The 13,782-nt window shown below is 72.7% G+C and carries 9 protein-coding genes; 7 read left to right on the forward strand and 2 right to left on the reverse strand.

The genetic code is table 11. The annotated features are described in order from the left end of the window. Positions 1-8 precede the first annotated feature (8 nt). From BLV39_RS40300 to BLV39_RS40330, 7 genes are all read left to right on the forward strand, one after another. Positions 9-791 (forward strand): TIGR03084 family metal-binding protein, encoded by a 783-nt coding sequence (locus tag BLV39_RS40300; protein WP_090804444.1) that lies wholly within the window; start codon positions 9-11, stop codon positions 789-791. After that, entirely contained in the window at positions 788-2,464 is a 1,677-nt protein-coding gene (locus BLV39_RS40305; RefSeq protein WP_090804446.1) for an acyclic terpene utilization AtuA family protein, read from the forward strand. The genes BLV39_RS40300 and BLV39_RS40305 overlap by 4 nt, the downstream gene beginning before the upstream one ends. Positions 2,465-2,555: 91 nt before the next feature. Next, positions 2,556-4,148: an acyl-CoA carboxylase subunit beta gene (locus BLV39_RS40310; RefSeq protein WP_373315307.1), complete on the forward strand. Its 1,593-nt coding sequence runs from the start codon at positions 2,556-2,558 to the stop codon at positions 4,146-4,148. 10 nt (positions 4,149-4,158) lie between these two features. Continuing rightward, the gene (locus BLV39_RS40315) at positions 4,159-6,183 is read left to right on the forward strand and encodes an ATP-binding protein (protein WP_090804448.1); all 2,025 of its coding nucleotides are present in this window, start codon (positions 4,159-4,161) and stop codon (positions 6,181-6,183) included. 27 nt (positions 6,184-6,210) lie between these two features. Beyond that, positions 6,211-7,368, forward strand: coding sequence for an acyl-CoA dehydrogenase family protein (locus BLV39_RS40320; protein WP_090804450.1), 1,158 nt, complete (start codon positions 6,211-6,213; stop codon positions 7,366-7,368). Between the two features lie 44 nt (positions 7,369-7,412). Further along, entirely contained in the window at positions 7,413-7,835 is a 423-nt protein-coding gene (locus BLV39_RS40325) for a hypothetical protein (RefSeq protein WP_090804453.1), read from the forward strand. After that, positions 7,832-9,337 (forward strand): serine/threonine-protein kinase, encoded by a 1,506-nt coding sequence (locus BLV39_RS40330; RefSeq protein ID WP_090804454.1) that lies wholly within the window; start codon positions 7,832-7,834, stop codon positions 9,335-9,337. Before BLV39_RS40325 ends, BLV39_RS40330 begins: the two co-directional genes overlap by 4 nt. Before the next feature lie 26 nt (positions 9,338-9,363). Here BLV39_RS40330 and BLV39_RS40335 read toward each other — a convergent pair whose 3' ends face one another. Further along, positions 9,364-12,981 carry an adenylate/guanylate cyclase domain-containing protein gene (locus BLV39_RS40335; protein ID WP_090804456.1) on the reverse strand — a complete coding sequence of 1,206 codons (3,618 nt, stop codon included), beginning with the start codon at positions 12,979-12,981 and terminating at the stop codon, positions 9,364-9,366. Then, on the reverse strand, positions 12,978-13,769 hold the full coding sequence (locus BLV39_RS40340) for an MBL fold metallo-hydrolase (RefSeq protein WP_090804458.1): 792 nt from the start codon (positions 13,767-13,769) through the stop codon (positions 12,978-12,980). Before BLV39_RS40340 ends, BLV39_RS40335 begins: the two co-directional genes overlap by 4 nt. Positions 13,770-13,782: the final 13 nt, after the last annotated feature.

Here is a 13,782-nt window from a genome sequence, read left to right on the forward strand (position 1 = left end):
GAGGACCAGTGGTCGAGCTCGCCGCCCTGCTCACCGATCTCGACGCCGAGACCGCCGAGGTCGACGCGCTGGTCAAGGACCGGCCGCGCCAAGACTGGGACCGCCCGACGCCGAGCGCGGGCTGGACCGTGGCGCACCAGATCGCCCACCTGGCCTGGACCGACCACGCCGCGCTGTTGGCCACGACCGACGACGCACAGTTCGTCGCCCTGCTCGCGCCGCTCGCCGACGACCCCGACCGGATCGTCGACAAGGGAGCCGAGGGCTTCCTGGCGCCGCCCGACGAGTTGCGGCAACGCTGGCTCGCCGGCCATCGGGAGCTGGTCGAGGCGCTGCGGGCCGCGCCGCCCGGCAAGCGGATCCCGTGGTTCGGCAACCTGCTCGCTCCGCAGTCGATGGTCACCGCCCGGCTGATGGAGACCTGGGCACACGGCCTCGACATCGCCGACGCGCTCGGGGTCGTCCACCAGCCCACGCAGCGGCTGCGACACGTCGCCTTCCTCGGCTTCCGTACGCTCGGCCACTCGTTCCTCGCCCATGGTCAGGCCGTGCCATCGGCACCGGTCCGGGTGGAGCTCATCGCTCCCGACGGCTCCATGTGGGCCTTCGGCCCCGAAGCGGCAACCGACCGCTTGACCGGCCCCGCCCTCGACTTCTGCCTGCTGGTCACCCAGCGCCGCCACCCCAAGGACCTGGCCCTGATCGCCACCGGCCCGGTCGCGACCGAGTGGCTGGGCGTGGCGCAGGCGTTCGCCGGCCCGCCCGGGGCCAAGCGGGAGCCCGTCGCATGATCCGCATCGGCAACGCGTCCGGCTTCTACGGCGACCGGTTCACCGCCTGGCGGGAGATGCTCGACGGCGGCGACCTCGACGTGCTGACCGGCGACTACCTGGCCGAGCTGACCATGCTGATCCTCGGCCGGGACCGGGCCCGCGACCCGGCCCTCGGCTACGCCAAGACCTTCCTGCGCCAGCTCGACGGCACCCTCGGCGCCGCCCTGGACAAGGGCGTCAAGCTGGTCACCAACGCCGGCGGACTCCATCCCGCCGGCCTGGCCCAGGCCATCAAGAACCTGGCCGAAGAGCGAGGGCACAAACCCCGCATCGGGTACGTCGAAGGCGACGCTCTGCTCCGCCCGGACGCGCTGACCGCCAACGCCTACCTGGGCGCCTTCGGCATCGCCGCGTGCCTGGACGCCGGGGCCGACATCGTGGTCACCGGCCGGGTCACCGACGCCGCCCTGGTGATCGGTCCCGCCGCGGCGCACTACGGCTGGGCACGCGACGACTTCGACGCGCTGGCCGGTGCCACCGTGGCCGGCCACGTGATCGAGTGCGGCGCGCAGGCGACGGGTGGCAACTTCAGCTTCTTCACGGAGCTGCCCGACGGCGCACACCGCCCCGGCTTCCCGATCGCGGAGATCGCCGAGGACGGCAGCTCGGTGATCACGAAGCATCCCGGCACCGGCGGCGCGGTCACCGTCGAGACGGTCACCGCACAGCTGCTCTACGAGATCGACTCGCCCGCCTACCTCGGCCCGGACGTGGTCACCCGGCTGGACACGGTCAACCTGCGCCAGCAGGGTCCGGACCGGGTCACCATCACCGGCGTGCGGGGCGCGCCACCGCCGCCCACCCTCAAGGTTGGGGTGGCCAACCTCGGCGGCTTCCGCAACACGATGACCTTCGTCCTCTGTGGGCTCGACATCGAGGCCAAGGCGGCGCTGGTCCGCGGCCAGCTCGAGAACGCGGTCGGCAAGGAGGGCCTGGAGTTCACCCTGGCCCGCACCGACCACCCCGACGCCGTCGACACCGAGGCGGCCAGCGCCCTGCTGCACGTACACCTGAAGGACCAGGACCCGAAGCGGGCCGGGCGGGCGTTCTCGGCCGCCGCGGTGGAGCTGGCGCTGGCCTCCTATCCGGGTTGCACCTTGACCACCCCGCCGGGTGACGCCACCCCGTTCGGCGTGTTCACCGCCGACACGGTGTCCCAGGACGGTGTCAACCACACGGCCGTGTTGCCCGACGGCCAACGGGTGACCATCCGTCCGCCGGTCCGCACCGCGACCTGGCAACCGGTGCCGCAACACCCGAACGCGCCCGGTCAACCCGGCCCGACCACGAGGGCCCCGCTCGGCCGGCTGCTCGGCGCCCGCTCCGGCGACAAGGGCGGCGACGCCAACCTTGGGGTCTGGGCCCGCACCGACGCGGCGGCCGACTGGCTGCTCAGCGCTCTGACCACGGACCGGCTCAAGGAGTTGCTGCCGGAGACGGCGCCGTTGACCGTCGAGCGGCACGAGCTGCCCAACCTGCGGGCGGTCAACTTCGTCATCCGGGGTCTGCTGGGCGAGGGGGTCGCCGCCTCGACCCGCTTCGACCCGCAGGGCAAGGCACTGGGTGAGCTGCTGCGCGCGCGGGTCGCCGAGGTGCCGACGGTACTGCTCGAGGACGGTGCCGCGACGTGATGCACGACAACCACCGTGTCGACTGCGCCGAGACGCTCGTTACGGAGGTGGCAATGGCCAAGGACGCCGGTGAGGGGTGCGCGTGACTGTCATGGAGACCGCGGTGGACCCGCGCAACCCGTCCTACCTGGAGAATCGCTCCGCGATGTTGGAGCGCCTCCACGAGTTCGAGGACGCGCTCGACGACGCCCGCTCCGGCGGTGGCGACAAGTACGTGAACCGCCATCACGCCCGCGGCAAGCTGCTCCCACGCGAGCGGATCGAGCTGCTGGTCGACCAGGACGCCCCGTTCCTGGAGCTGTCCCCGACCGCCGCCTGGGGCACCGACTTCCCGGTCGGCGCCAGCGTGGTCAGCGGCATCGGCGTGATCGAGGGCGTCGAGTGCGTGATCGTGGCCAACGACCCGACCGTCCGCGGCGGCGCGATCAACCCGTACGCGTTGAAGAAGACCCAGCGGGCCGGTCAGATCGCCCTGGCCAACCGCTTGCCGCTGGTCAACCTGGTCGAGTCCGGCGGTGCCGACCTGCCGACCCAGGCGGAGATCTTCATACCGGGCGGTGGCGTCTTCCGCGACCTGACCCGGCTCTCCGCGGCCGGCATCCCGACCATCTCGGTGGTCTTCGGCAACGCCACCGCCGGCGGCGCGTACGTGCCCGGCATGTCCGACTACACGATCATGGTGCGGCACCAGGCGAAGGTCTTCCTGGCCGGTCCGCCGCTGGTCCGGATGGCGACCGGCGAGATCACCGACGACGAGTCGCTCGGCGGCGCCGCGATGCACGCCGGGACGTCCGGTCTGGCCGACTATCTCGCCGAGGACGAGCGCGACGGGCTGCGCCTGGCCCGCCAGGTGGTCCGCCGGCTCAACTGGCGCAAGCAGGGACCAGGGCCGCGCACCGCGTTGCCGCAACCGCCGAAGCACGACGTCGAGGACCTGCTGGCCATCGCCAGCGCCGACCAGCGGACCCCGTTCGACCCCCGCGAGGTGCTGCTGCGCGTGCTCGACGGCAGCGAGTTCGACGAGTTCAAGCCCGGTTACGGCGCCGCGCTGGTGACCGGCTGGGGTGAGCTGCACGGCTACCCGGTCGGCGTGCTGGCCAACGCCCGTGGCGTGCTGTTCTCCGAGGAGTCGCAGAAGGCGGCCCAGTTCATCCAGCTCGCCAACGCCAGCGACACACCGCTGCTCTTCCTGCAGAACACCACCGGCTACATGGTCGGCGCGGAATACGAGCAGCGCGGCATCATCAAGCACGGCGCTCTGATGATCAACGCGGTGTCCAACTCCACCGTCCCGCACATCACGATCAACCTCGGCGCCTCGTACGGCGCCGGCAACTACGGCATGTGCGGGCGGGCGTACGACCCGCGGTTCCTGTTCACCTGGCCGAACGCGAAGTCCGCGGTGATGGGCCCGACCCAGCTCGCCGGCGTGCTGTCGATCGTGGCGCGGCAGGCGGCCGAGGCCAAGGGCCAGCACTACGACGAAGACTCCGACCAGGCGATGCGAATGATGGTGGAGCAGCAGATCGAGAGCCAGTCGACGGCGCTGTTCCTCTCGGGTCGGCTCTACGACGACGGGATCATCGATCCCCGCGACACCCGCACCGTCCTCGGGCTGTGCCTCTCGGCTATCCACAATGCACCGATCAAGGGCGCCGAAGGCTTCGGCGTCTTCCGGATGTGAGGGCTCGCGCATGATCCGCAGACTGCTGGTGGCCAACCGGGGTGAGATCGCCCGCCGGGTCTTCGCCTCGTGCCGACTGGTCGGCATCGAGACGGTAGCCGTCTACTCGGACGCCGACGCCGACTCGCCACACGTGGCCGAGGCGGACTACGCCGTACACCTGCCCGGCAACGCCCCGACCGCGACCTACCTGCGCGGCGACCTGATGATCGGCGCCGCGCGCAAGACCGGTGCCGACGCGATCCATCCCGGGTACGGCTTTCTCTCGGAGAACGCCGACTTCGCCGCCCTGGTCACCGACAACGGGCTGACCTGGGTCGGTCCGCCGGCCAAGGTGATCGCCACGATGGGCTCGAAGATCGAGGCGAAGACGCTGCTGGCCGACGCCGGCATCCCGATGCTGCCGACCTGGTTCGACGCGGACCGCGTCAGCGAGTTCCCGGTGCTGGTCAAGGCGTCGGCCGGAGGTGGCGGCCGCGGCATGCGGATCGTGCACGACCGCGCGTCGCTGCCCGAGGCGATCTCCTCGGCCCGGCGCGAGGCGGCGCTGGCGTTCGGCGACGGCACCGTGTTCATGGAGCGCTACGTGGAGAGTGCCCGGCACATCGAGGTGCAGATCTTCGCCGACGCCCAGGGCACCGTGGTGCCGTTCGGCGAGCGGGAGTGCTCGATCCAGCGGCGCTACCAGAAGGTCATCGAGGAGTCGCCGTCGCCGGTGGTCACGCCGCAACTGCGCGAACAGCTCTGCGCGGCCGCGGTCGCCGCCGCCCGGGCGGTGGGCTACGTCGGCGCCGGCACCGTCGAGTTCCTGGTCGACGCCGTGGGCGGTGGCTTCTACTTCCTCGAGATGAACACCCGGCTCCAGGTCGAGCACGGTGTCACCGAGCTGATCACGGGCTTCGACCTGGTCCAGCTCCAGCTCGCGGTGGCCGAGGGCAACCCGCTGCCGCTCAACGCGCCGCCGCCGATGCGCGGCCACGCGATCGAGGTGCGGCTGTGCGCCGAGGACCCGGCCGCGAACTGGCTGCCGTCCACCGGCACGCTGCACCGGTTCCACATCCCGCAGGTCGCCGGCGAGTTCAAGCCCCTGCAGGCGCCGGGCCTGCGGCTCGACTCCGGTGTGCGGGACGGCTCCGTCGTCGGCGTGCACTACGACTCGATGCTGGCCAAGCTGATGGCGTGGGCGCCGACCCGGGCCGACGCGGGCCGGCTGCTCTCCGGCGCCCTCGCCCGCGCCGAGATCCACGGCGTGACGACCAACCGCGACCTGCTCGTGCGTACGCTGCGGCACCCGTCCTTCCGGGCCGGTGACATCGACACGGCGTTCCTGCAGCAGCACCCCGAGGTGTTCGCGCCGCTGCTCTCCTCGGTCGACGCGGTGCGGGTGTCCTGCCTGGCCGCGGCCCTGGCCGGCGCCGCCGCCCGGCATGCCGACGCGTCGGTGCTCGGCTCCCTCCCGTCCGGGTGGCGCAACGTCCCGTCCAGGTCGCAGACCACCGTGTACGACGGCCCGGCCGGCCCGGTCGAGGTCGGCTACCGATTGGACCGCGCGGGCGACCTGGTCAACTGGTGGGTCCGCGCGGTCGACCCGGACGACCCGGACCTCGGCGGGCTCGGCCAGCCGCCGGCCACCGACGACCACCCACCGGCGCAGGTCGTCTCGGCCGAGGCGGACGCGGTCGCCCTCGACGTCAACGGAATCCGGCTCATGTTCACCGTGCGCCGCATCGGCGAGGTGTCCTACGTCGACAGTCCGGAGGGCTCGGTCGCCCTCCAGGAGCTGCCCCGGTTCCCGCTGCCGTCGGCCCAGCTAGCCGAGGGCTCGCTGGTCGCGCCGCTGCCCGGGCACGTCAGCCGGGTCATGGTGGTGCCCGGCCAGCGGGTCCGCCCCGGCGAGCTGCTGATGACGCTCGAGGCCATGAAGCTCGAGCACCCCGTGTACGCCCCGTCCGCCGGCTACGTCTCCGCGTTGCCGGTCGGCCCCGGCTCGCAGGTGGAGACCGGTGCCGTACTGGCGGTTCTCAGTCCCGAGTAAACGAGAGAGAGTCGGAGGCCACCCCTCATGAACTTCGACCTGACCCCAGAGCAGAGCGACCTGCGCGACGCCGTGTCGGCCCTCGGCCGCCGCTACGGCCACGAGTACTTCATCAGCAAGGCCAAGGCCGGCGAGCACACCACCGAGCTGTGGGCCGAGGCCGGCAAGCTCGGCTATCTCGGCGTCAGCATCCCGGAGGAGTACGGCGGCGGTGGCGGCGGCATCACCGACCTGACCATCGTCTGCGAGGAGCTGTCGGCGACCGGCTCGCCGCTGCTGCTGCTCGTGGTGTCGCCGGCGATCATCGCCACGATCCTGGCCAAGCACGGCACCGAGGCGCAGCGCACCGAGTTCCTGCCGAGGCTCGCGGACGGCACGCTGCTCATCGCGTTCGCGATCACCGAACCCGAGGCCGGCTCCAACTTCCACCGGCTCGGCACGGTGGCCCGCCGCGACGGCGACGAGTGGGTGCTCAACGGCCGCAAGTGCTTCATCTCGGGTGTCGACCACGCCGACTACGTGATGGTCGTGGCGCGCACCGAGGACGCGGCGACCGGACGGCTCGTACCGGCGCTGTTCCTGGTGCCCACCGACGCCGCGGGCCTGACGAAGTCCAAGCTGGACATGGAGATCGTCTCGCCGGAGAAGCAGTGGCTGCTCTACCTCGACGACGTCCGGCTGCCAGCTTCCGCCCTGGTCGGTGCCGGCGACGCGGGCCTACCGGCGCTGTTCTCGGGTCTCAACCCGGAGCGGATCACGGTCGCCGCGATGAGCGCCGGCACCGGCCGGTACGCGTTGGACCGGGCGTCCCGCTACACCGCCTCCCGGCAGGTCTGGGGCCGTCCGATCGGGACGCACCAGGGTGTGGCACATCCGCTGGCGCACGCGGCGATCCAGGTCGAGCTCGCCCGGTTGATGGTCTACAAGGCGGCCGCGCTCTACGACGCGGGCCGGGACCTGGAGGCGGGAGTGGCGGCCAACATGGCCAAGTACGCGACCGCGGACGCTGCGGCACTCGCCGTCGACACAGCGATCCAGGTGCACGGCGGCAACGGCATGACCACCGAGTACGGCGTCGCCACACTGCTCGGCGCGGTGCGCGCGGGCCGGATCGCGCCGGTCAGCCGCGAGATGATCCTCAACTTCGTTTCGCAACACGTACTCGGTCAGGAGAAGTCGTACTGATCGATCGTTGATCATCATGCGGAGAAATGCTTGGATCTTCAAATATGAGGCTTCCTCGCTCTCCGGCCGGCTGGACCATGGCCGTCTTCGGCGTGCTCGCGATCATCATGGGCGTGGTCGGCCTGGTCAGCCCGGACACCCTGTTGAAGAGCCTCGGTTTCGAGGTGCTCGGTTCGCGGCCGTCGGGCGACTACACGAAGACGTTCATGGCGGCCTCGTCCATGGCGTCGTTCAACATGGGCGTCTACTACCTGGTCGCCGTCGCCACGGAATGGCGGCCGTTCTACCTCTTCACGGTGTGGTTCCGGCTCGTGACCTTCACGGTTTTCACCATCCTGGTGCTCACCGACGCGGCTCCGGCGCGCTTTTTCGGCGTAGCGGCGTGGGAGGGACTCGGAGCAATAGCTACGGGTGTCGCATTGTGGTTCGAACGAAAGCGGGGGACTTCGGTACCTTCTAACCCGTGAACGGCACATCACCTGGAGCACTCCCGCTGCCGGTGGTGCCTGGCCTGACCGACTTGTCGGTGTTCGCCCGAGGTGGTTACGCCACCGTCTACCGGGCGACACAGGCGTCGGTTGGGCGCGAGGTGGCCGTCAAGGTCGAAAACCGCACTCTCGACACCGAACGCGACCAGCGCCGCTTCCTCCGCGAGGCGCGCGCCGCCGGCCGGATGTCGTCGCACCCGCACGTCGTGGATCTGTTCGACGCGGGCGTCACCGAGTCCCGGCACCCGTACCTGATCATGGAACTCTGCGACGGCTCGTACCTCGAACGGATGAAGAGCTCGCCGCTGTCCGCCGCCGAGTCCCGCGACGTCGGCGTCAAGATCGCGGACGCGCTGGCCGACGCGCACCAACTCGGTGTGCTCCACCGCGACGTGAAGCCGGCCAACATCCTCTACTCGCGGTTCAACGAGCCGGCGCTGGCCGACTTCGGCCTGGCGGTGCTGGCCGAGGTCCGCGACTCGTCGGTGACGCTAGAGGTGCTGACTCCCGCGTACGCCGCGCCCGAGATGTTCCGGCACAGCGAGCCGTCGCCGGCGGTCGACGTCTACGCCCTCTGCGCGACGCTCTACGCGATCATGCGCGGGAAGCCGCCACGTTGGCGCGACGACCGGGACCCGAGCCTGCTCACGCTGATGGAGATGTTCACCGAGCAGATCCCCGACCTGCCGGGCGTGCCGCCGGGCTATCTCGAGCTGCTGCGCCGCGGCATGGCCAACGACCCGGCCGCCCGGCCTTCGGCTGAGGAGCTGCGTGACCTGCTGGCCGGCCTGTCAATGGACAGCTTCGGCCCGGCCCGGCCGGTGTCGGGCGCACCGGCCTCCGGCGCACCGGTCTCCGGCGGCCCGTCCGTCTACACCTCTCGTTCCTACACCCCGCCGGCGTCGCCGCAGCCCGGCGACTCCGGCGACGACCACCCGACGGTCAGCGGCAACCCTCGCCGCAGCCGGCGCCGCTGGTGGCTCGGCGGTCTCGGGATGGTCGCCCTGCTGGTGATCGGCGGCCTGACCACCTGGTACGCGGCCGGCCTGCCGGACGACGACCCGGTCGACCCGAGCAAGCCCGCGCCCACGTCGAGCGTGCGACTGGACGGCCAGGCGCTGCGCGGCTGTGTCGTGCCGCTGCCCGCCGGCGGCAAGTGCCCCGGCGACCTGGAGTGCTACGCCGACGACGTCGAGCGGGTGCCGTGCGGCGGCCCGCACACGTGGGAGGTGTTCGCCGTCGGCCAGGTGCCGACGTCGGTGACCACTGTGGACCGGAAGTCGTTGCGTGCGGAACCGGCGGTTCGCGAGGTCTGCGGTCGGTCCACCTTCGCCTCGGTGACGCTGCTGATGAGCACCCAGGGCTGGACGCTGGACGTGCTGCCACCGGACGCGGCCGCGTTGGCCAGCGGCGACCGCACCTACCGCTGCCTGGCCGGCCGCGGCCCGGACGCGTTGAAAACCCCGACCCTCAGCCGCTGACCGAATGCCACGCTTGCCGGACCCCGTCAGTCGGAGAGCTCGGCCTGCAACGCCTTAGCCCGCGCCCGCTCGCTCGTCTGCTCCGTGGAGAACGACAGGTCGACGGCCCGCTCGGCGGCAGCCCGCGACTCGGCGACCCGGCCCGCCGCGGCCAGCGACCGGGCCAGCACCTCGGCCCCGATGACCCGCGAGCGCACATCCTCGGCCGGCACCGCCGCGGCCCGCTGTGCCCAGTCGAGCGCCTGCTCGCACCGCCCCGCGGCCAGCAGCGCCGACGCGTAGGTGGCCAGTGCCTGCTGCCGCGAGAACAGCAGTGACGGTGCACCGCTGGCCGAGGCGATCGGTGCCAGCAGGCCGACCGCGGTGGTCGTGTCGCCGGCCAGGCGGCGGGCCGCCGAGAGCAGCACCCGGGGGCCGACCTGAGCCGGCGCCAGCGGGTTGTGGGGCTCGACCGCCGTGATCACGGCGCGTGCGTCGGCCTCGGCCGCGTCGACGTCGCCGCGGTCCAGCGCGACGAAGCCGCGCAACGTGCCGGCCATGCCCATCAAGAGCGGATGCCCGAGCCGATTCGCGTAGGAGAGGGCGTCGGTGAGCAGGTCCGCGGCGTGCTGTGGCTCCCCCAGCCCGCGAGCCACCACGCCGCGCACGACGAGGGCGAAGCCGCGGCCCCAGTCGTCCGACGCGGCCGCGAAGTCGCGATAGGCCCGGCGGGCCTCACGGTCGGCCTCGGCCAGGTCGCCGAGCTCCGCGGCGGCGAACGCCTCGACCGCGCGCAGCGTGCCGACCGCCCACGACTCGCCGACTCGCTCGCCGAACGGCAGGAAGATCCGGGCGAGCCGGCGGGCCTCCGACAGCCGACCGGCGAGCAGCCGGGCATAGGCCGTGGTGCCGCGCAGCCAGGCTCGGCCGACCGGGTCGCCGAGCCGGGCGAACAGCCGAGCGGCGCGGGCCAGCACCGCGTCGGCGCCGGCGAAGTCGCCCCGGGTGGTGGTGACCCAGGCGAGGTTCTGGAGTGACCAGGCCTGCCCGCGCTCGTCTCCGGCGGCGACGTTGACCTGGTAGGCGGCCGCGAACCGGCTGCTCGCCTGGGCCAGCTTGCCCTGGAGGAAGTCGGCCATGCCGAGCCGGCGCATCGCCTCGGCGCGCGGGCCGGGCAGGTTGGCATCGGTGGCGACCTGGAGCGCGTCGCGCCACATCACCTGCGCCCGGGGGAAGTCACCGAGCGATCGGTGGGCCCGGCCGGCGAGCAGCAGCGCGCCGGCGCGGGCGCTCGGCTCGGCCGAGTTGGCGGCGATCTTCTCCGCGTACGCGAGTGCGTCGTTGACCCGGCCGGTCTGCTGCAACGCTCGCGCGTGCACCAGCCGGTCGGCGGTCGGCAGGGCATCACCGGCGAGGACGGCCTCCCGCTCGGCGTATTCCACGGCGGTGGTCGGCTCACCGGCGGCGGCGGCCCGGCGGGCGGATCGGCTCAGCGCCGCGATGCCCAGCGGGACGACGCTGCGAGCGGCCGCGTCGGGTCGCAGCCCGACACTGTCGGCCAGGACGACGGCGCGCTCGGAGTGGTGCGCGATGAACAGGTCGCGGTCGCCGTCGGACCAACTGCGCGGGTCGCCGACCGGAGCGTCGACCGACACCGGACGCCGCCCGACCACCACGTCGGACGGGGTCTTGCGGGCCGCCCACTCGGCCAGGAACGCGTGCCGCTCGGCGAGGTCGGCCTTGCCGATGCCGGAGTAGGCGGCCTCGTGCATCAGCGGGGTGCTGAACGCGTAGCCGCTCCGGGTGCGCTGGAGCATGCGGCGCTGCAACAGCTCGTCGACGGCACGTTCGAGCTCGACGGCGACCACCGCGGCCGGGCGACCGGCCCGGCCCGCGTAGTGCTCACGCAACGCCTCGAGGGTGCCGCGCGGCACCTGGTCGCCGATCACCGCGGCGTCGCGCAGCACGGCGCGTGCGTCGCCCGGCAACGCGTCGATGCGGGCGGCGAGCACCGCGGCCAGGTCGCGGGAGAGCAGTCGGCTGGTCAGCGAGCCGGGCGCCAGCCGCCAGCGCTTCTGGCCGGACTCGCCGTCGACACCGACCTTGGTCAGCGCACCGCGCTCGATCAGCAGCGTGACCAGCTCGGCCAGGTAGAACGGGTTGCCCTGTGCGGTGGCGAGCAGCCCGTCGTTGTCGGGCTGCGGCAGCTTGCCGCCGCTCAGATAGGACGAGAGCAGGCGGGAGGCGTCGGCGCCGCGCAGCGGCGGGAGGTTGACCACCTCGGCGTCGGCCAGCCGGGTCAGCGCGCCGGCGGTGCGCACGAGCTCGGGGCGGCCGAGCAGCAGCACCAGCACCGGACCGCTCAGCCGGGACAGCATGACCCCGAGGGCCTCGACCGTCTCGGAGGTGGCGTCGTGCAGGTCGTCGACGACGATCAGCAGCGGTGTCTCGGCGGCGAGGCCGCTCAGCAGCGCCGCGACCGCGCCGGGCACGGCGGCGGGCTCAGCGCCCGGGATGTCGCCCGTCCACTCGCCGGGCACCGGGGAGACGGTGGCCGGCACCTCGCCGTAGCCCATCAGGGCGAGCAGCAGTTCGGAGGCGACCGGCGCGGTGTCGGGCAACCGGGCGAGCCGGGCGGTCAGCCGCCGGAGCCGCTCCTCGACCACGGCTCGGCTCGGCGGAGTGCCGTTGTCGGCGGGCGCGCCGATCGCGGCGCGGACCAGATCGGCCAGGGGCGCCAGCCGGCGGCGCTCGCCGAACGCGGCGCAGCGCACCGAGAGCACCCGGGCGCCGGTGCGGGTGGCGAACCGGCCGGCGGCGACGTCGAAGCCGGCGGCCAACCGCTCGGCCTCGCTGGCGAACCGGGTCTTGCCGATGCCGGCCTCGGCGGTCATCAACATGACGGTGGGCTGGCTCTGGTCGACGACCTCGGATAGCCGGCCGGCTATCCGGCCGAGCTCGGCCTCGCGGCCGACGAACGGCGCCTCGTCGCCGAGACCGGACCGGGTGCCGGGGGCATCGTGCAGGCCGAGCAGCTCGACCGCCTGGACCGGGTCGCGCTTGCCCTTGAGCCGCAGCGGGCGCAACTGCCGCCAGGACGCGACCCGGCGGGTGGCCTCGAAGGTGCTGGCACCGGCGTAGACGGCGCCGACCGCGGCGGCGTCGGCGAGGCGGGCGGCGGTGTTGACCGTGTCGCCGATGACCGTGTATTCGATCGCGGCCTGGATGCCGGCGACCACGGCGCCGGTGTTGAGCCCGACCCGCAGGCCGAGGGGTGCGCCGCCGCCGCGCTCGTCGTCGAGCACCCGGCGGACCGCGCGCTGCATCGACAGGGCCGCTCGGACCGCGCGCTCGGCGTCGTCTTCGTGCGCGACCGGTGCGCCGAAGACCGCCATGATGCCGTCGCCGGTGAGCTTGTCGACGTGGCCGCCGAAGGTCTTCACCGCGCCGGCGAGCGCCGCCAGCACGCGGTCGGTCACCGCGCCGACCCGCTCCGGGTCGACATTTTCGGACCAGGAGGTGAAATCAGACAGGTCGCCGAACAGGACGGTAACCACCCGGCGCTCGGCAGCGGGCAGCCCCGCCGCCGCAGGAAGGGCAGCGCCGCAGTTGTGGCAGAAGCGGGCGCCGGGGACGGCGACCGTGCCGCACACAAGACATGTCACGGTCCATCCAACCCCTGTGACCCCCGTCGCGATTCCCCGGATGGCACACCGAGATATGCGAGTTGGGCCCGGACCGACCAGGCGGCGGCCGGCCAGAGGCTGGGATCGACGTCGGCATAGACGGTGGAAACGACCTCGTCGGCGGTTTTGGCGCCATTTGCAACGGCCTGCCGCACCTGGTCGAGCCGCGCCCGTCGGTGGGCCAGATAGAACCGTGCGGCGACGGCGCAGTCGGCCAGCGCCGGGCCGTGTCCGGGCAGGGCGAGCTGGCCGGGATAGGCCGTCAGCAGCTCGAGGCTGGCCAGGTAGGCGCCGAGGTCTCCGTCGGGATGGGCGACCACCGTGGTGCCCCGGCCGAGGATGGTGTCGCCGGTGAAGACCGCCCGCTCGCCGCCGGCCGCGGCCACGAAACAGACCGAGTCGGCCGTGTGGCCGGGGGTGGGCAGCGCGGTGATCGCAACGCCGGCCAGCTCGTGCTCGCCCAGGTCGCGGAGCACTTTCGCGCCGGTGAGCTGGGCGAACCTCTCGAGCCCCTCGACGTGGTCGGGGTGGCCGTGGGTGGCCAGCACGGTGCCGATCGGACCGTGCTCGGCGACCGCCCGCAGGTGCCCCTCGTCGAGCGGGCCCGGATCGACGACCACGGCGGGAGCGCCGGGCGTGGCCCGCAGGACCCAGGTGTTGGTGCCGTCGAGCGTCATCGGACCGGGGTTGGGCGCCCGGACGAGGGTGGTCCACTCCGGCAGGCGTTCCGCCAGGGCCGCCGCCGGAGTGGTCACGTGGGCCGTCATGGGTGCGATCGTA

Source organism: Asanoa ishikariensis, assembly GCF_900107455.1.
Taxonomy (GTDB): Bacteria; Actinomycetota; Actinomycetes; order Mycobacteriales; family Micromonosporaceae; genus Asanoa; species Asanoa ishikariensis.

Bases quoted from the DNA above. Each gene is read 5' to 3' on its own strand.
- BLV39_RS40305 (WP_090804446.1), top strand. From the start codon at position 788: ATGATCCGCATCGGCAACGCGTCCGGCTTCTACGGCGACCGGTTCACC.
- BLV39_RS40315 (WP_090804448.1), top strand. From the start codon at position 4,159: ATGATCCGCAGACTGCTGGTGGCCAACCGGGGTGAGATCGCCCGCCGG.
- BLV39_RS40325 (WP_090804453.1), top strand. From the start codon at position 7,413: ATGAGGCTTCCTCGCTCTCCGGCCGGCTGGACCATGGCCGTCTTCGGC.
- BLV39_RS40310 (WP_373315307.1), top strand. From the start codon at position 2,556: ATGGAGACCGCGGTGGACCCGCGCAACCCGTCCTACCTGGAGAATCGC.
- BLV39_RS40320 (WP_090804450.1), top strand. From the start codon at position 6,211: ATGAACTTCGACCTGACCCCAGAGCAGAGCGACCTGCGCGACGCCGTG.
- BLV39_RS40340 (WP_090804458.1), bottom strand. From the start codon at position 13,769: ATGACGGCCCACGTGACCACTCCGGCGGCGGCCCTGGCGGAACGCCTG.